This is a genomic window from Pseudomonas sp. NFX98 (genome assembly GCF_047784845.1).
Taxonomy (GTDB): Bacteria; Pseudomonadota; Gammaproteobacteria; order Pseudomonadales; family Pseudomonadaceae; genus Aquipseudomonas.
Genome location: NZ_JBLNNF010000023.1, coordinates 82520 through 98657 on the forward strand (window position 1 = coordinate 82520; position 16138 = coordinate 98657).

Sequence of the window (16138 nt, forward strand, 5' to 3'; positions counted from 1 at the left end):
CATGGCCGAATTGTTCAAGAACATTTATTGGGCTGACATCGGTCAGGCCTGTCTCGACACGCTGAGCATGCTCGGCGCGGCCCTCGGTTTTACTGTGCTGCTGGGATTGCCGCTGGGCGTGTTGCTGTTCCTCACCGGCAAGCGCCAATTGCATGAAGCCGTCGGGATTTACCGGGTGTTGTCGGTGATCGTCAACATGCTGCGTTCGCTGCCATTCATCATTTTGCTGATTGTGCTGATTCCCCTGACCACGTTGCTGGTGGGCACCTCGCTGGGCGTGCCGGGCACCATTCCGCCGCTGGTGGTGGGCTGCACACCGTTCTTCGCGAGGCTGGTGGAAACCGCATTGCGCGAAGTCGATCGCGGCGTGGTGGAAGCGACCCAGGCGATGGGCGCCAACACCTGGCAAATCATCCGCTACACCTTGTTGCCTGAAGCCCGGGGAGGGTTGCTGGCGGCGGTGACGGTGACCGCGATCGTGCTGGTCGATTACACGGCGATGGCCGGCGTGATTGGCGGCGGCGGGCTGGGCGACCTGGCGATCCGCTACGGCTATCAGCGTTTCCAGACCGACGTGATGGTGGTCACGGTGGTGCTGTTGTTGATCCTGGTCCAGGCCCTGCAAATGAGCGGCGACCGACTGGTAGCGCGTTACAGCCACCGATAGACATTCAGTTCTAAACCAAAAAAAACCGGCCCCACGTCCGCCCCACGACGGCCACTTGATCTGCCTTGGAGCAACCCATGAAAAAGACCCTGGCCGTTTTGGCTGCACTGATTTCGTTGAGCGTTCACGCCAATGAAAAACTCACGGTCGGCGCCACCCCGGTGCCGCACGCGGAAATCCTCGAATTCGTCAAACCGACGTTGGCCAAGGAAGGCGTGGACCTGGACATCAAGGTGTTCACCGATTTCATCCAGCCCAACCAGCAGTTGGCGTTGAAGAATCTCGACGCCAACTATTACCAGTACCGGCCATTTCTCGATGACTACAACAAGACCCGCCACACCGATCTGGTGCCGGTGGTCGGCGTGCACATCGAACCGTTCGGGGCTTACTCGACCAAGATCAAAAACATCTCCGAGCTGAAGGATGGCGCGACCGTGTCGATCCCCAACGACCCGGTCAACACCGGTCGTGCGTTGGTGCTGCTGCATGAAGCGGGTTTGATCAAACTCAAGGACCCGAGCAACACACTGGCGACCCAGCGCGACATCGTCGAGAACCCGAAACACCTGAAAATCCGTGAGCTGGAAGGGGCGCTGCTAGCGCGTTCGGTGAGTCAGGTGGACCTGGCGTTCGTATTCGCCAACTACGCGCTGGAAGCCGGGATCGACACCAACAGTGCGCTGATCGTCGAGAAGGGCAAGAGCCTGTACATCGAGTTCCTGGTGGCGCGTCCCGATAACATCAACGACCCGGGTTTGCAGAAACTGGCCAAGGCGTTGAACTCCGATGAGGTGCGACAGTTCATCCTGACCCGCTACAAAGGGCAGATTGCGCCGGGGTTCTGATTCTCGGTTGACCTTGAGGACGCCATCGCGGGCAAGCCTTGCTCCTACAGATTTCGGGTCGTTTGAGAAGAGTGCAAACGACACAGATCCTGTAGGAGCAAGGCTTGCCCGCGATGGCCGCGCCACCTATTTCGCGTCAGGCTCGATGGGTTAAATCGACAGCTGCATCAAGCGCTCGCCCTGCACGTTTTCCGTAGGCCGGCGTTTGTTCACTGCCAGTTCGCCGATCTTGATCAGGCGTGTGCGCGTCACGTTGCGGCTCAGCCCCAACAGCGCGGCGGTGTGCACCTGGTTGTAATGGCTGAAACGATAGGCGGCGCGCAGCAACGCATCTTCGACTTTCTCGTGCAGTGCACCGGCCTGTTGTTCGAACAGCTTTTGAAAGGCCCGATCGAGCAACGCTTCGGCGGAGTCGTCGACCTGCGCGTGGTAGTCGTCCTGACGCTCGATGCGCATGTTCGACAGGCGCAGGTCATCGCGTTCGATCACGCCGTTGCGGCAAATCAACAGCGTGTGGTGAATGACGTTTTCCAGCTCGCGGATATTGCCCGGCCAACTGTAGCTGCGCAGTTTCAGCTCGGCTTCTTTACTGATGGTGATGCTGCCGTAACCGAGACGCTGGCTGTAGGCATCGATGAAGTGACGGGTCAGCGGCAGGATGTCGCCCGGCCGGTCACGCAACGGGCTGAGTTCCAGGCTGACCACGTCGAGCCGGTAATACAGGTCTTCACGGAAATGCCCGGCGTTGATGGCTTTTTCCAGTTGCACGTTGGTCGCCGCGAGTACCCGCACATCAATCGGGATGCTCTTGCGCGAGCCCAGACGCACCACTTCGCGCTCCTGCAGCACACGCAGCAACTTGACCTGGATCGCCATCGGCAAATCGCCGATTTCATCGAGGAACAAGGTGCCGCCGTCGGCCTCTTCGAACCAGCCGGCCTTGGCGCTCAACGCGCCGGTAAACGCGCCTTTTTCATGGCCGAACAACTCGGCCTCGACCAGGGATTCGGAGAACGCGCCGCAGTTCACCGCCACGAACGGCCGGTTGCGGCGGGCGCTGAGGTTGTGGATATGTCGCGCCACCAGTTCTTTGCCGGTGCCGGTTTCGCCAATGATCAGCACACTCGCTTCACTCGGCGCGACCTGTTGCAGATGCGCGAGCAAGGCCTGGGATTTCGGGTCTTCGAACACCTGGGCTGTGGCGCGGATCGACGTGGCCAGAGCGGGCGAGGGCGGTAAGGTCAGCAGTTGCATGGGGCACGCTCCTTGATTGGAAAGCTATGAATAGAAAGTCGGAATCGGCAGGGCCTGGTTCAGCGCCCAATCACCCAGCTCATGGAGTTTGTAATCCACCGGGTCATGCAGGGTTTGCGTACGCAGGTTGCGCCAGTGGCGGTCCAGTCGCAGTGAGGCGTGGGTCGAGCGCGCGCCGGTCACTTCGAACAGGCGGCTACACAACTCAAGGCCATTGCGCGTGGCCGCGACCTTGGCCGTGGCGATCGCGGTAGCCAGGTGCCCGCGCTCGTCGGCGCTGAGGTTCGGGCCTTTGGCCCAGGCTTTGTCGAGCAACTCGGCGGCCCGTTCCACCAGCAGTCGCACCCCTTCGAGGGCCACCCAGAATTCGCCGTAGTGGCCGAGCACATAAGGGTCCTGGGACACATCCTGAGCGGTGGATTTATGCCACGGCCGGGTTTCGGTCAGCGTGTATTGCCGTGCTTCTTCGAAAGCGCCTTCGGCGATGCCGAGGAACATATGGGTGAACGTGAGCTGGGCGATCAGCGGGCGCAGGCAGGCGAACGGTGTACTCAACGGACCCGGATCGAGCAGCAGTTCCGACTCTTCGACCCGCACCCGTTCGAACGTGGCGCTACCGCTGTCGGTCTGGCGCTGGCCCATGTTGTTCCAGTCGTTGTGCAGGGTGATGCCGCTGCGACCGCTGGGGATTGCGGCGATCAACAGCTTGCCGCTGGCACTTTCGTCCACCGCCGAGGCGATCAGCATTTCCGAATCGCTGGCGCCGGAGCAGAAACTTTTCTTGCCGGAAAACTCACGCCAGCCGCCGAGTTTTTTCACCACGGTGCGGGTGTCGAGCGGGTTGAGAGCGTTGCCCCAGAACCAGTTCTTGCGCGCGGTCTGTTCAAACCACGGCTGCCATTGTTCCGGCCGGGCGAACAGGCGCACGGTGGCAAGCATCAGGTGATGGAAGCCGAACACATGGGCAATCGAACTGTCGACCTTGGCGAACTCGCGCACAACGGTCAGGGTTTCACTCCAACTGGCGCCGAGGCCGCCGAACTGGGTGGGAATGCTCAAGGCGAGCAGGCCGCTGTGGCGCAGGGCGTCACGCTCGGCCTTGGGTGTACCGCCACGCTCGTCGCGCTCGACGGCGGTCAAGGCAAACTCCGCCGCCAAATGGCGGGCGGTTTGCAGCGGGGATATCAGGGCGCTGTGCGGCTTGGCAGTCACGCGGGTTTCCTTATTGAACGGACCCTGTAGGAGCTGCCGAAGGCTGCGATCTTTTGATCTTGATCTGTAAAATCAAAAGATCGCAGCCTTCGGCAGCTCCTACAGGGCCAAGGCTGGATCAGGGTTTGGCGTGAGCCGGCAACACATCATTGGCAATCATTTCGCCAAACGGCCCCGTGAGGTTGGTCACACCACGCCCGGCAAGGCTGGCGTACGGCTCGGGCAGCAGCGGGAACACCAATTCAGCGAAGCGATACGCCTCTTCTAGATGCGGGTAACCGGAGAAAATGAAGCTCTCGATCCCCAGGTCCGCGTACTCCTTGATGCGCGCCGCCACTTGCTGCGGATCACCGACCAGCGCCGTCCCGGCCCCGCCGCGCACCAGGCCGACACCGGCCCACAGGTTGGGCGAAATCTCCAGATTGTCGCGACGCCCGTCATGCAAAGCGGCCATGCGCCGTTGGCCTTCCGAGTCAAACCGCGAGAAAGATTGCTGCGCAGCGGCGATAGTTTCGTCGCTGATGTGCTCGATCAGTTTGTCGGCGGCTTTCCAAGCCTCTTCGGCGGTTTCGCGCACGATCACGTGCAGGCGAATCCCGAATTTCACCGTGCGTCCGTTGCGCGCCGCACGCTCACGCACATCGGCGAGTTTTTGTGCCACGGCGGCCGGTGGTTCGCCCCAGGTCAGGTAGACATCCACCTGCTCGGCGGCCAGGTCGTGGGCCGCGTCGGACGAGCCGCCGAAGTACAGCGGCGGATACGGTTTCTGCACCGGTGGATACAGTGCCTTGGCGTTCTGCACGCGCAGGTGTTTACCCTCGAAGTCCACCGCTTCGCCTTGCAACACCCGGCGCCAGATTTTCAGGAACTCGTCGGTGACTTCGTAGCGTTCGCTGTGATCGAGGAAGCTGCCATCGCCACGGTTTTCATCCGGGTCGCCGCCAGTCACCACATTGATCAGCAAGCGGCCGTTGGACAAACGGTCCAGCGTCGCCGCCATGCGCGCCGACACGGTCGGCGAAATGATCCCCGGGCGGATCGCCACCAGATAACGCAAGCGCTCGGTCAACGGCACCAGCGCCGAAGCGATCACCCACGAGTCCTCGCAGGAGCGCCCGGTAGGAATCAACACACCGTGATAACCCAGGCTGTCGGCGGCCTGCGCTACTTGTTTCAAATAGTTGAGGATCACCGGGCGCGCGCCTTGGGTGGTGCCCAGATAGTGACCGTCGCCGTGGGTTGGCAGAAACCAGAAAACATCCATGAACAAATCCTTAAGCGATTTTCAGCAGATTGTTGGGGTGCACGCCGAACAATGGCGCGGCGCGTTCTGCAGCCAGTTGAATGCGGGCCTTTAGAGGTTCACTGGTTATCTGGTAATTGGAGAAATCGGCTTCGGTGGCGTAGACACCAATCGGCAACGTCAGCGCCTGGAAGAAACTGAACAGCGGTCGCAATTGATGATCGAGCACCAGCGCATGGCGCTCACTGCCACCGGTGGCGGCCAGCAATACAGGCGTGTTGATCAGCGCATTCAAATCGATCAGGTCGAACAAGTGCTTGAGCAACCCCGGATAGGATCCGCGATAGACCGGCGCGGCGACGATCAGCAGGTCGGCGTTTTCGATCGCTTGCAGTTCGGCTTCGATGTCCGCGCTCAATTCCTGACGGGACAGCGCCGCGCCCAGTGGCCGGGCGATGTCACCCAGCTCGATCAGCCTGGTTTCGATAGGCAGTTGCTCAGCCAACTGCGCCAACAGCGCCTGGGTCAGCACCAACGTGCGGGATGGACGCCAGGTTCCGCCGGACACGGCGACGACTTTCAATGGACGCGACATGATCAGTTCCTTTTTAAACAGTTGCTCAGCGAGCAGTGAGTAGTCACTCGGTTGAGCAAGAGCTGTACCAATCCCTCGGAGTCAGGAATTACGGGGCTTTCAGCGCATTCATCAGTCCGCGCTGTTGATTTTCAGGGGCTGTTTGTTGAATGGCTGTTGCCCGCCAAACAGTTGCGTGAGCAACAGTGCGTGAGGCAATGCAGTTGTTATAAAGGCTCGTCGTTATTCCGTAAAAGACATTAAACAAATATTAATAGGTCGTTAAGCTATATAAGGGGCCACCAAAGCAGCATTAGGAAAACTCGATAGCGACTATCGAAAGCGTTGATTTCTGCTCATCCAATGGCGCGAGTAGCCTGTGTTCATTGCCCCGAACCCAGATGCCAGGACGCCGAACATGAAACCTCTAATCGCCACTTTCTTGCTGCTCGCGGTCTCCGTACTGGCCGGATGTGCCACTCATGTTTCCCCGGAATTGCGGCCTTACACCGCCGAAGAAACCCGGGAACTGGCGCTGGAGGCGTTGAATCGCCGTGGCTTGTCCTTCGACGAATACCACGCGAAAAAGGCCCAACTGCTCGGCGAACCGCAAAAGACTTATGGCTTCGACAAGCAGGGCGAAATGAACGCCGAGCGGGCTGTACAGCTGCACGGTCGCCCGAGCTGAGCTAAAACTGTACGGGTCCAACTTTCGCGTAACTGTCCATGGGTTTCGCCGAAGGTGTGCGATAGGGTCAATACCTGACTGACCTTGATGGACTGCCACCCATGACGCTCTCACTCGATCTGCTGCTGGGCTTCGCCCTGTTTGCCCTTGTCACCTCGATCACGCCCGGCCCGAACAACACGATGTTGCTGGCATCCGGCGTGAACTTCGGCTTTAACCGCACGATCCCCCATATGCTCGGCATTACCTGCGGCTTTTTCGTGCTGGTGGTGGCGGTCGGTTTCGGATTGGGCGCGGTTTTCCAGACTTACCCTGTGCTCTACACCGTGCTGCGTTATGTCGGCGCGGCGTATTTGCTGTATCTGGCGTGGAAAATTGCCCACTCCGGGCCGGTCTCGGACAGTGAGAAGGGCGAGGGCAAACCGATCAGCTACTTGGGCGCTGCCGCGTTCCAGTGGGTCAATCCCAAGGCCTGGATCATGGCCATCGGCGCCATCAGCACGTACACGCCGATGCAAGGCTACTTCACCAATGTCATCGTGATTGCTGCGGTATTCGCCCTGATCAACCTGCCGAGCGTCGGTGTCTGGGCCGCTTGCGGCACGCTGTTGCGCAATGTTTTGAAGGATCGCCGCTGGCTGCGCCTGTTCAACTGGGGCATGGCCGCGCTGCTGGTGGCGTCGCTGTATCCGATCCTGCTCGAAAGCTTTAGCTGACGCATTGCTTCAACCGGTCGCCCGATGCCTGTTAAGCTCACTTTTCAGGAGCGTTCCTACGCACTTTTAAATGAAGTTGTACTTCTTTAACGGCATCCGATCAGGTATTGGTAACGTTCTGAAAACCGGACGCAGCTCATAAGGCCGCGTCTCGCCGTTTGCAGTCACGAGCCTCCTGATCCCGGAACACGCTCTGCGAGTCTTTTATGAATAAACGTCCGTTGTATTTCGACTACGCCGCCACCACGCCGGTGGACGAGCGAGTCATCAAGGTCATGGTCGAGTGCCTGGGTTTCAGCGGCAATTTCGGCAACCCGGCCTCCAGCTCCCACTTCTTTGGCCAGCAGGCTCGACAATCGGTCGAGCAGGCGCGGCGTCAGGTCGCTGAACTGGTCGGCGCCGAGGCGGAGCAGATCGTCTGGACCTCCGGCGCCACCGAATCCAACAATCTCGCCCTCAAGGGCGTCGCCCAGGCGCGCGGCGTTGCCGGCGGCCACATGATCACCAGCCAGATCGAACACAAGGCGATTCTCGACACTGCAAAACAATTGCAGGACACCGGTGTCGCGGTGACGTATCTGGTGCCGGACGCCGAAGGCCTGATTACGGCGCAAGCGGTCAGCGACGCGATGCGCGAAGACACCTTCCTGGTCTCGCTGATGCTGGTCAACAACGAACTGGGCACGGTCAATGACATCCCGGCCATCGGCCAGGTGGTGCGTGAGCGCGGCGCGTTGTTTCATGTCGACGCGGCTCAGGGCGCGGGCAAAGTAGCGATCGACCTGGCCGAGTGGCCGGTGGACTTGATGTCGTTCTCGGCGCATAAACTCTACGGCCCCAAAGGCATCGGCGCGTTGTACGTCGGGCCTCGTGCGCAACAGCGCTTGCTGGCACAGATCCATGGCGGCGGTCACGAAGGCGGCTTGCGTTCCGGCACCTTGGCGACACATCAGATCGTCGCCATGGGCGAGGCTTTTGCCTTGGCGGCGGCTTCGTTCGAGGAAGAGGCGGACAAGATCGTACGACTGCGTGCACGCCTGCTCGAACCGCTGTTGAGCATTCCGGGCGTGCGTCTCAATGGCAGCCCGACCCAACGCATTCCGCATACCCTGAGCCTGACCTTTAATGAAGGTGAGTTCAGTTCCGCGGCGCTAAGCGCCTCGATCGCGTTTTCCGCGACCTCGGCCTGTAATTCTGCGAGCAATGCGCCGTCCCATGTGTTGCTGGCGCTGGGGCATGACGCCCGCGCAGCGAGTCGCACCATCCGTTTGAGTCTGGGGCGCTTCACCTCCGACCAGGATATCGATCAAGCGGTGCAACTGATTAAAACGGCCTGCGCCAGTGCTCCGGCATTCTGGCAATAGGGCGATAAAGCGCCGGCGTTGATCGGCACTAAACAACAATGATGAGTGGTTAGCAGGAGTCATGATGAATACGCAGTTTTCGATCACCGGATCGGTGCCCCAGCGCCTGGCGCAAACCCGCGAACTGATGAGCCGGGAGGGCATTCATGCGCTTCTGGTGCCGTCGGCCGACCCGCACCTGTCCGAATACCTGCCGGGCTACTGGCAAGGGCGTCAATGGTTGTCGGGTTTCCATGGTTCGGTCGGTACGCTGATCGTGACCGCGGACTTTGCCGGTGTCTGGGCCGACAGCCGTTACTGGGAACAGGCGACCAAGGAACTCAAGGGCAGTGGCATTGAACTGGTCAAGCTGCAACCGGGCCAACCGAGCCCTCTGGACTGGCTGGCCGAACAAACCCCTGAAGGCGGCGTGGTCGCGGTCGATGGTGCAGTAATGGCCGTGGCCTCGGCGCGTACCCTGGGTGGCAAACTCGAAGAGCGCGGCGCACGCCTGCGCACCGACATCGACTTGCTGAACGAAGTCTGGAGCGATCGCCCGACGCTGCCGAACGAGCTGATCTATCAGCACTTGCCTCCGCAAGCGACCGTCAGCCGTGGCGAAAAACTTGCAAAGCTGCGTGAAACCTTGCAGGCGCGCGGTGCCGACTGGCATTTCATCGCCACCCTCGATGACATCGCCTGGCTGTTCAACCTGCGCGGCGGCGATGTGTCGTTCAACCCGGTGTTCGTTTCCTTTGCCTTGATCAACCAGCAACAGGCGACCCTGTTCGTGGCGCTGAGCAAGGTCGATGCCGAGTTGCGTGCGGTCCTTGAACAGGACGGCGTGACCCTGCGCGATTACAGCGAAGTGGCCGAAGCCCTGCGCGCAGTGCCGAACGGCGCGAGCCTGCTGGTCGATCCGGCGCGTGTAACGGCAGGTTTGCTGGATAACCTGAACGATAGCGTCAAACTGATCGAAGGCCTCAATCCGACTACCCTCGCCAAGTCGCAGAAAAGCCTGGCCGATGCCGAGCATATTCGCCAAGCGATGGAGCAGGACGGCGCGGCGCTGTGCGAGTTCTTCACCTGGCTGGACTCGGCGTTGGGTCGCGAACGCATCACCGAGCTGACCATCGACGAAAAACTCACCGCCGCCCGTGAGCGTCGTCCGGGTTATGTGTCGCTGAGCTTCAACACCATCGCCGCATTCAACGCCAACGGCGCCATGCCGCATTACCACGCGACCGAAGAAGAGCACGCGGTGATCGAAGGTGACGGTCTGCTGCTGATCGACTCCGGTGGTCAGTACCTCGGCGGCACCACCGACATAACGCGGATGGTGCCGGTCGGAACGCCAACCGCCGATCAGAAGCGCGATTGCACCCGCGTACTCAAGGGCGTGATCGCCTTGTCTCGTGCGCAGTTCCCGAAAGGCATTCTGTCGCCGTTGCTCGACGCCATCGCGCGGGCGCCGATCTGGGCTGAAAACGTCGATTACGGTCACGGCACCGGTCACGGCGTGGGCTACTTCCTCAACGTTCACGAAGGTCCGCAGGTCATCGCCTATCAAGCCGCACCTGCACCGCAAACCGCGATGCAACCGGGCATGATCACCTCTATCGAACCGGGCACTTACCGTCCGGGCCGCTGGGGTGTGCGGATCGAGAACCTGGCGATGAACCGTGAAGCAGGCAGCAGCGAGTTCGGCGAATTCCTGAAATTCGAAACCCTGACCCTGTGCCCGATCGACACCCGTTGCCTGGAAACCTCGCTGCTCAGCGAAGAGGAAAAGCAATGGTTCAACGCTTACCACGCCGAAGTGCGTGAGCGTTTGAGCCCATTGCTCGACGGCGCGGCCCTTGAGTGGTTGAACACTCGCACCGCGGCTATTTGATTGCTTGCAGCTCGGGCGCTGCCTCCAGCGCCCGGCTCATGTAGTCGACAAAGGCTTTGACCCTGGCGGATTGGCGACGATTCGCCGGGGACACGGCGTATATCGGCAGCGACTGCGCGGTGTAGTCCTGCAAGATCGGCAACACTCTCCCGGCTTTCAGGTCTTCGCTGAACAGCCACACCGGCGACAACGCAATCCCCAATCCCCCCAGCACCATCTCGCGAATGGCTTCGGAGTTGTTGCTCTGCGCATTGCCCTTGATCCGCACTTCATGTGGTCGGGCGCCTTTGTTGTAGATCCACAGGTTCTGACTGCTCAGCAGGTTGAACAGCAGGCAGTTGTGGCCGCTGAGTTCCTTAGGTGTTTGCGGCTGGCCGTGTCGCGCCAGGTAATCCGGCGCAGCGACAGTTATCCGGTAAGTGGTGCCGATGTGGCGAGCGATCAGGCCGCTGTCATTCAATGCGCCGATCCTGAACGTGACATCCAGACCCTCGCTGACCAAATCCTGATTTTGATCGCTCAGTTGCAGGTCGACCTGAACCTCGGGATAGCGCATGAGGAATTCCGGCAGGCGCGGCGCAATCTGCAAGCGCCCGAAGCTGACCGAGGAACCGATTCTCAGCGGCCCGGCGATGGATTCCCGGCCGGACTGAAAGCTGTGCTCGGCGGCGTCCACTGCAGCGAGAATTTGTCGGCATTCGGCGTAGTAGCGCTGGCCTTCATCAGTCAACGATAACTTGCGCGTGCTGCGCGCAATCAGCTTTCCACCGAGCTCGGTTTCCAGTGCCCGCAGCACTTTGCTGATGGTCGGCTGGCTGGTCTGCAACTCTCGGGCGACAGCGGAAAAACTGCCGCGCTCGACGACCCGCACGAAAATGGCCATTGCATTGAGTTTGTCCATGCGGTCTCTCATTGATGCTTTCAGGGCATATTCACTATAGCGATCTGGCGCCTTATCGGCATGAGTCGGTTAGCGGAAGATCAGTCCTACAACCACCTCTGACAGGAATAGGCGAAATGACTGACTCACTGCAAATGCGCGCGCTGATTGTTGACTCGGCTAATGCTCCATTACGCTTGGCCTCCATTCCCCGGCCAGTGCCGGGCGCAGGGCAGGTCTTGGTACGGATCGCGGCGAGCGGGGTGAACCCGTTGGACGGGAAGATCCGCTCGGGTCAGGCTGCTCACGCGCGCCAGCCTTTGCCGGCGGTGTTGGGCATGGATCTGGCGGGAACCGTAGAAGCGTTGGGGGAGGGCGTCAGTGGCTGGCTGCCGGGAGATGAGGTCTACGCCATGGCCACGGGGATTGGCGGGGTCCAGGGTTCGCTGGCTGAATATGCGGTGGTCGATGCGCGGTTGTTGGCACGCAAGCCGGTTAATCTGAGCATGTGTGAAGCGGCAGGATTACCGTTGGTGCTGATTACGGCGTGGGAGGGTTTGGTCGACCGGGCCCGGGTACATTCGGGGCAGAAAGTGTTGATTCATGGCGGGGCGGGCGGTGTCGGACATGTCGCGGTACAAATCGCCCGCGCATTCGGCGCCGAAGTATTTGCCACGGGGGCTGCGCGGCACCAAGGGATCATTGAGGCGTTGGGCGCGACGTTTATCGATTACCGCACATCCTCGGTCGAGGATTATGTCGAGCGGCACACGGCCGGCGAGGGCTTCGATATTGTTTATGACACGGTTGGGGGTGAAACCCTGGATATGTCTTTCAAGGCTGCACGGGTTTATCTCGGTCACGTGGTGAGTTGCCTCGGTTGGGGCCAGCACAGTCTCGCACCGCTTTCGTTTCGTGGCGCGACCTATTCCGGGGTGTTCACTTTGTTGCCGCTGTTGACTGGCCAGGGGCTCGAGCGTCACGGTGAGATTCTTCGGCAAGCGGCAGGTTTGATCGAGGCCAGCAAGCTCCTGCCGATAGTCGATCCGCATCGGTTCACGCTGCAAACCGCCGAGGCCGCCCATGAGCTGCTCCGGTCGGGAGCAGCTCATGGGCGGTTGGTCGTCGAGATCTAACGCAGGGCTTCGAGGACGAAGTCCAGTCGGTCCTGGCCAAAGAACAGTTGATCATCGACAAACATGCTCGGTGCGCCGAATACACCGCGCTGCACCGCTTTCTCGGTGTTGTCCTTGAGTGCGGCTTTGACTTCCTCGTCGGCGGTCAGGGCCAGCACCTCATTGGGATCGAAGCCGTTCTGCGTCAGTACCGCCGCGACAGTTGCCGGTTCATCGAGGCTGCGGCCTTCAACCCAGAGCGCTTTGAACAAGCAGTCGATGAACGCTGCAAAGCGTAGGGGGTGGCGCAACTGCATGCCAGTGACGGCGCGCATGAGCATCAGGGTGTTGATCGGGAAATGCGGATTGTACTTCAGCGTTACGCCGTAACGTTTGGCGTAGCGGTCGAGGTCCTGAAACATGTAGCGACCCTTGGCTGGAATGGTCGCCGGGGAAGCATTGCCGGTGGCTTTGAATACGCCGCCAAGCAGGAACGGGATGTAGATGAGTTGGCTGTCGGTTTGCTCACAGATCTTCGGCAGTTGGGTGTAGGCCAGATAGGTGGCGGGGCTGCCCAGATCGAAATAGAACTCCACGGTTTTGCTCATGGTCGATGCGCTCTGATTATTGTTGTAGGGGAAGGCTTACCAACGTTCGCTCCAGGGGCGCAGGTCCAGTTCAAAGGTCCAGGCGTCGCGGGGCTGGCTGTGCAGGTACCAATAGTTCTCGGCAATGTGCTCGGGATTGAGAATGCCGTCCTGGTCCTTGGTCGCGTATTTCTCGGGAAAGCTTTCCCGGATGAAATCGGTATCGATAGCGCCGTCGACCACGATATGGGCGACGTGAATGTTCATCGGTCCCAGTTCGCGCGCCATGCTTTGCGCCAGCGCACGAATGCCGTGCTTGGCGCCGGCGAACGCGGCAAACCCAGCGGCACCACGCATACCCGCAGTGGCGCCGGTGAACAGGATCGTTCCCCGTTGTCGTTTGGCCATGCGCTTGGCCACTTCTCGGGCATTGAGAAAACCAGAGAAACAGGCCATTTCCCAGATTTTGAAATACTTGCGGGCGGTTTCTTCGAGAATGCTGCACGGCACGTTGGCGCCGATGTTGAAGACGAACGCTTCGATGGGGCCGATCTCGTTTTCAATCTGCTCGACCAATGCCACCACATCTTCTTCTTTGCGCGCATCGCAAGCGAAGCCATGGGCTTCGCCACCGTCGGCCAGGATGGCATCGACCAGCGGCTGGAGTTTGTCCGCGCTGCGGCGTGTGACGCAGGCGACAAATCCTTCTTGAGCGAAACGCTTGGCAATAGCGCCGCCGGTGGCGTCTCCGGCACCCACAACCAGTACGACCTTCTTGTTATTCATGGGCAGATCCCTTTGTTAAACGATCGTTAACTAAACGAACGTTATGCTACGATTCGATCAGCGTCAAGGCGACCAATTCTGAGGGAAGGGCAATGCGTTACTCCGCCAGTCACAAGCTGGAAACCAAGGAAAAATTGCTGCAAAGCAGTGCGGTGTCGGCCAAGAAGTCCGGCTTTTCCACAGTAGGCGTCGATGGCTTGATGAAAGCGATTGGCTTGAGTGGTGGCGCTTTTTACAGCCACTTTTCGTCGAAGGACGAGTTGTTCGCTTCAATCGTCGAACGTGAGTTGCGCCAAAGCCTGGAGCGATTGGGCGCTGATCAGGATCGCGACAAGCTGGAACGCTGCTTGAAACACTATCTGAGTATGTCCCATGTCGAACACCCGGAAACCGGATGCGCTTTACCTGCATTGGGCGCCGAGATTGCCCGTTCCGACGTATTGATTCGGCAACAGGCGGAGCACTGGATCTGCAAGCTACAGGAGAGCTGGGCGCAGGTGCTGGCGAGCGACAGCCTGGCCTGGGCCATTCTGTCGCAATGCATCGGGGCGCTGGTGGTGACGCGGATGCTTGCCACGCCGGAGCTTCAGCGCAAGGTGCTGAAGTCCAGTCATGATGAGATCGCCCGTCAGATTACTTGCAGATGACAATCATGCTGCGGCTGGTATAGCCGGCAGGGTTGAGGCCAAACGGGTAATCACCTGGCTCTTCCACGGCATCCCCCGATTTGGCGATAACTTTGTATCCCTTGGGATTACAAGAGTTGGCGGCGCTGGCGTAGCACTGGTCCCAGGAGGATGACAGCCCCGAGCAGTTGATGTGCAGCCCTCTCTTGCCATGTTTGGTCTGGGTTTTCGTGGTCGCCGCACAGCCCGCAACTGCTAGAATGGCGATCAATATCAAAATTCGTTTCATTGCTGTCCTTGGTGCATTCCCGGATCTGACGCCCGGTCTGGCAGTATTCGCTTTCGCGTGAAGCGTTCTGATGTCCCTGTCCTGAAAAGTCCATGTCTGACATTGGGTTGCGGACCTAAACATGGCCTAAATGAACGGTAAATACCAGTACCTCGTCAAATCTTGCATCAATCCGCTGCGACTGCGGGCTTGGCGGCATTCCCCATCGTCATGGTTGCGCCGACGGAAGCCAGAATGATGCACAGAATAGCCATCCACTGTGACAGGAAGAGGTATTCATGGAGGAACAGCAAACCGGATAACGCGCCAATGGCAGGTTCAATACTCATCAATGTACCGAAGGTCTTGGCGGGCATTCGCGTGAGGGCGACCATCTCCAGGGTATAGGGGAGGGCGGTCGACAGGATGGCAACGCCGATGGCTATTGGTATCAGTGATGGGGTCAACAGTGCGGCACCGGCATGAACAATGCCGATGGGAGCGACGAACAGGGCAGCAATCATCACCCCCAGCGCTGCGGTCTGCACACCATTATCAGCCCCCGCTTTTTGACCGAAAAGAATATAGAGCGCCCAGCAGACGCCAGCGCCCAATGCATAGCCGGCACCCAACAAATCGATTCCCGCGGTTGTTGCCCCTATTGGTATCAGTAGCAGCAGGCCGACTGCCGCCAGAGCGATCCACAGAAAGTCGATTGCCCGGCGCGAGGCATATATCGCAACTGCCAATGGTCCAGTGAACTCCAGCGCTACCGCGATGCCCAGAGGCACAGTGCGCAAAGACATATAGAAGAGGAAGTTCATACCACCGAGTGCCATCCCGTAGACGATGACGGTACGCAGGGACTTTGCGGTGAGCTTTGCTCGCCAAGGGCGCAGTAGCAGCAACATGATCACGCTGGCAAAGATCAGACGCAGGGTAGTGGTCCCCTGAGCGCCGATGACAGGGAACATGCTTTTGGCAAGGGAGGCTCCGGACTGGATCGATGCCATGGCTATTATTAGCAGGCCGACCGAAAACAGGGTCGAGGCAAGGCTGCGAGGCTGATCATTCATGAAGTGACATCGTCCACGGCTGGGATCTTGGGTGTTGTTCTTGGTGTTGAGCAATATACTGCGCATTCGATGCGGGCGCGTCTATATATAAGCAATGAATTTGTTCTTGCTGATAGAAAAGCCAAATCAGTGCTTGACGGCAGATCTCAGGTGTCTATAATTCGCCCCACTTCCGGCGCAGTCGAAACGGAAAACTCCTTGGTAAACAACGAGTTACGCAGTTTTCGGCGGCAAGTTGCTTCAGGTCATCGAAGCCAAAAGGAAGTTGAAAAAGAGGTGTTGACAGCAGCGTGTAACGCTGTAGAATTCGCCTCCCGCTGATGAGAGATCTGAAGCGCAAGTGGTTGAAGTTGTTGAGGAA

At 59.5% G+C, this 16138-nt stretch carries 18 protein-coding genes; 8 read left to right on the forward strand and 10 right to left on the reverse strand.

The annotated features are described in order from the left end of the window. The first annotated feature begins 1 nt into the window (after position 1). On the forward strand, positions 2-667 hold the full coding sequence (locus ACM110_RS26145; protein WP_416130029.1) for a methionine ABC transporter permease: 666 nt from the start codon (positions 2-4) through the stop codon (positions 665-667). A 77-nt stretch (positions 668-744) separates the two neighbouring features. Further along, a complete protein-coding gene (locus ACM110_RS26150; protein WP_338582153.1) occupies positions 745-1515 on the forward strand; it encodes a MetQ/NlpA family ABC transporter substrate-binding protein in 771 nt (256 codons plus the stop codon). A gap of 150 nt (positions 1516-1665) precedes the next feature. Here the strand turns inward: ACM110_RS26150 and ACM110_RS26155 are convergent, their stop codons facing one another. The 4 genes from ACM110_RS26155 to msuE all read right to left on the reverse strand — a co-directional run bounded on the left by ACM110_RS26155 (position 1666) and on the right by msuE (position 5819). Then, positions 1666-2769 (reverse strand): sigma-54 dependent transcriptional regulator, encoded by a 1104-nt coding sequence (locus tag ACM110_RS26155; protein WP_338582152.1) that lies wholly within the window; start codon positions 2767-2769, stop codon positions 1666-1668. Between the two features lie 24 nt (positions 2770-2793). Further along, complete coding sequence (locus ACM110_RS26160; RefSeq protein WP_416130030.1) at positions 2794-3981, reverse strand: acyl-CoA dehydrogenase family protein; 1188 nt, start codon at positions 3979-3981, stop codon at positions 2794-2796. A gap of 118 nt (positions 3982-4099) precedes the next feature. Beyond that, positions 4100-5245: an FMNH2-dependent alkanesulfonate monooxygenase gene (gene ssuD, locus ACM110_RS26165; protein ID WP_416130031.1), complete on the reverse strand. Its 1146-nt coding sequence runs from the start codon at positions 5243-5245 to the stop codon at positions 4100-4102. Positions 5246-5255: 10 nt separating this feature from the next. Further along, positions 5256-5819, reverse strand: a complete 564-nt coding sequence (gene msuE / locus ACM110_RS26170) for an FMN reductase (RefSeq protein WP_416130032.1) — start codon at positions 5817-5819, stop codon at positions 5256-5258. Between the two features lie 397 nt (positions 5820-6216). Here msuE and ACM110_RS26175 point away from each other — a divergent pair, with 397 nt between their 5' ends. The 4 genes from ACM110_RS26175 (at position 6217) to ACM110_RS26190 (ending at position 10439) form a co-directional block, all read left to right on the forward strand. Then, a complete protein-coding gene (locus tag ACM110_RS26175) occupies positions 6217-6486 on the forward strand; it encodes a hypothetical protein (protein WP_416130033.1) in 270 nt (89 codons plus the stop codon). Positions 6487-6587: 101 nt separating this feature from the next. Further along, complete coding sequence (locus tag ACM110_RS26180; RefSeq protein WP_338582147.1) at positions 6588-7202, forward strand: LysE family translocator; 615 nt, start codon at positions 6588-6590, stop codon at positions 7200-7202. Positions 7203-7408: 206 nt separating this feature from the next. After that, positions 7409-8566, forward strand: coding sequence for an aminotransferase class V-fold PLP-dependent enzyme (locus tag ACM110_RS26185; protein ID WP_416130034.1), 1158 nt, complete (start codon positions 7409-7411; stop codon positions 8564-8566). A gap of 64 nt (positions 8567-8630) precedes the next feature. Further along, a complete protein-coding gene (locus ACM110_RS26190; RefSeq protein ID WP_416130035.1) occupies positions 8631-10439 on the forward strand; it encodes an aminopeptidase P family protein in 1809 nt (602 codons plus the stop codon). Here ACM110_RS26190 and ACM110_RS26195 read toward each other — a convergent pair. Beyond that, a complete protein-coding gene (locus ACM110_RS26195; protein ID WP_416130036.1) occupies positions 10432-11340 on the reverse strand; it encodes a LysR family transcriptional regulator in 909 nt (302 codons plus the stop codon). The two genes, ACM110_RS26190 and ACM110_RS26195, sit on opposite strands and share 8 nt — an antisense overlap. 116 nt (positions 11341-11456) lie before the next feature. On the opposite strand from ACM110_RS26195, the gene ACM110_RS26200 reads away from it, so the two are divergent. Next, a complete protein-coding gene (locus ACM110_RS26200; RefSeq protein WP_416130037.1) occupies positions 11457-12455 on the forward strand; it encodes a zinc-dependent alcohol dehydrogenase family protein in 999 nt (332 codons plus the stop codon). Here the strand turns inward: ACM110_RS26200 and ACM110_RS26205 are convergent. Both ACM110_RS26205 and ACM110_RS26210 read right to left on the reverse strand, forming a co-directional pair. Then, complete coding sequence (locus ACM110_RS26205) at positions 12452-13042, reverse strand: 2-hydroxychromene-2-carboxylate isomerase (protein WP_416130038.1); 591 nt, start codon at positions 13040-13042, stop codon at positions 12452-12454. The genes ACM110_RS26200 and ACM110_RS26205 overlap by 4 nt on opposite strands. 36 nt (positions 13043-13078) lie before the next feature. Further along, a complete protein-coding gene (locus ACM110_RS26210; RefSeq protein WP_338582141.1) occupies positions 13079-13807 on the reverse strand; it encodes an SDR family oxidoreductase in 729 nt (242 codons plus the stop codon). Between the two features lie 92 nt (positions 13808-13899). Between ACM110_RS26210 and ACM110_RS26215 the strand changes: the two genes are divergently transcribed. Beyond that, positions 13900-14454: a TetR/AcrR family transcriptional regulator gene (locus ACM110_RS26215; RefSeq protein ID WP_416130039.1), complete on the forward strand. Its 555-nt coding sequence runs from the start codon at positions 13900-13902 to the stop codon at positions 14452-14454. Here the strand turns inward: ACM110_RS26215 and ACM110_RS26220 are convergent. From ACM110_RS26220 to ACM110_RS26230, 3 genes are all read right to left on the reverse strand, one after another. After that, positions 14441-14722: a hypothetical protein gene (locus ACM110_RS26220; RefSeq protein WP_416130040.1), complete on the reverse strand. Its 282-nt coding sequence runs from the start codon at positions 14720-14722 to the stop codon at positions 14441-14443. The two genes, ACM110_RS26215 and ACM110_RS26220, sit on opposite strands and share 14 nt — an antisense overlap. A 167-nt stretch (positions 14723-14889) precedes the next feature. Continuing rightward, positions 14890-15777, reverse strand: coding sequence for a threonine/homoserine exporter RhtA (gene rhtA, locus ACM110_RS26225; protein WP_416130041.1), 888 nt, complete (start codon positions 15775-15777; stop codon positions 14890-14892). Between the two features lie 154 nt (positions 15778-15931). Beyond that, positions 15932-16138: hypothetical protein (locus tag ACM110_RS26230; protein ID WP_416130042.1), on the reverse strand; the 207-nt coding region annotated here is incomplete at its 5' end.

Excerpts from the sequence above, each read along its gene's own strand:
- ACM110_RS26195 (WP_416130036.1), bottom strand. The coding sequence starts at position 11,340 with ATGGACAAACTCAATGCAATGGCCATTTTCGTGCGGGTCGTCGAGCGC.
- ACM110_RS26210 (WP_338582141.1), bottom strand. The coding sequence starts at position 13,807 with ATGAATAACAAGAAGGTCGTACTGGTTGTGGGTGCCGGAGACGCCACC.
- ACM110_RS26175 (WP_416130033.1), top strand. The coding sequence starts at position 6,217 with ATGAAACCTCTAATCGCCACTTTCTTGCTGCTCGCGGTCTCCGTACTG.
- ACM110_RS26205 (WP_416130038.1), bottom strand. The coding sequence starts at position 13,042 with ATGAGCAAAACCGTGGAGTTCTATTTCGATCTGGGCAGCCCCGCCACC.
- ACM110_RS26155 (WP_338582152.1), bottom strand. The coding sequence starts at position 2,769 with ATGCAACTGCTGACCTTACCGCCCTCGCCCGCTCTGGCCACGTCGATC.
- ACM110_RS26200 (WP_416130037.1), top strand. The coding sequence starts at position 11,457 with ATGACTGACTCACTGCAAATGCGCGCGCTGATTGTTGACTCGGCTAAT.
- ACM110_RS26220 (WP_416130040.1), bottom strand. The coding sequence starts at position 14,722 with ATGAAACGAATTTTGATATTGATCGCCATTCTAGCAGTTGCGGGCTGT.
- rhtA (WP_416130041.1), bottom strand. The coding sequence starts at position 15,777 with ATGAATGATCAGCCTCGCAGCCTTGCCTCGACCCTGTTTTCGGTCGGC.
- ssuD (WP_416130031.1), bottom strand. The coding sequence starts at position 5,245 with ATGGATGTTTTCTGGTTTCTGCCAACCCACGGCGACGGTCACTATCTG.
- ACM110_RS26180 (WP_338582147.1), top strand. The coding sequence starts at position 6,588 with ATGACGCTCTCACTCGATCTGCTGCTGGGCTTCGCCCTGTTTGCCCTT.
- ACM110_RS26190 (WP_416130035.1), top strand. The coding sequence starts at position 8,631 with ATGAATACGCAGTTTTCGATCACCGGATCGGTGCCCCAGCGCCTGGCG.
- ACM110_RS26185 (WP_416130034.1), top strand. The coding sequence starts at position 7,409 with ATGAATAAACGTCCGTTGTATTTCGACTACGCCGCCACCACGCCGGTG.
- ACM110_RS26145 (WP_416130029.1), top strand. The coding sequence starts at position 2 with ATGGCCGAATTGTTCAAGAACATTTATTGGGCTGACATCGGTCAGGCC.
- ACM110_RS26150 (WP_338582153.1), top strand. The coding sequence starts at position 745 with ATGAAAAAGACCCTGGCCGTTTTGGCTGCACTGATTTCGTTGAGCGTT.
- ACM110_RS26215 (WP_416130039.1), top strand. The coding sequence starts at position 13,900 with ATGCGTTACTCCGCCAGTCACAAGCTGGAAACCAAGGAAAAATTGCTG.
- msuE (WP_416130032.1), bottom strand. The coding sequence starts at position 5,819 with ATGTCGCGTCCATTGAAAGTCGTCGCCGTGTCCGGCGGAACCTGGCGT.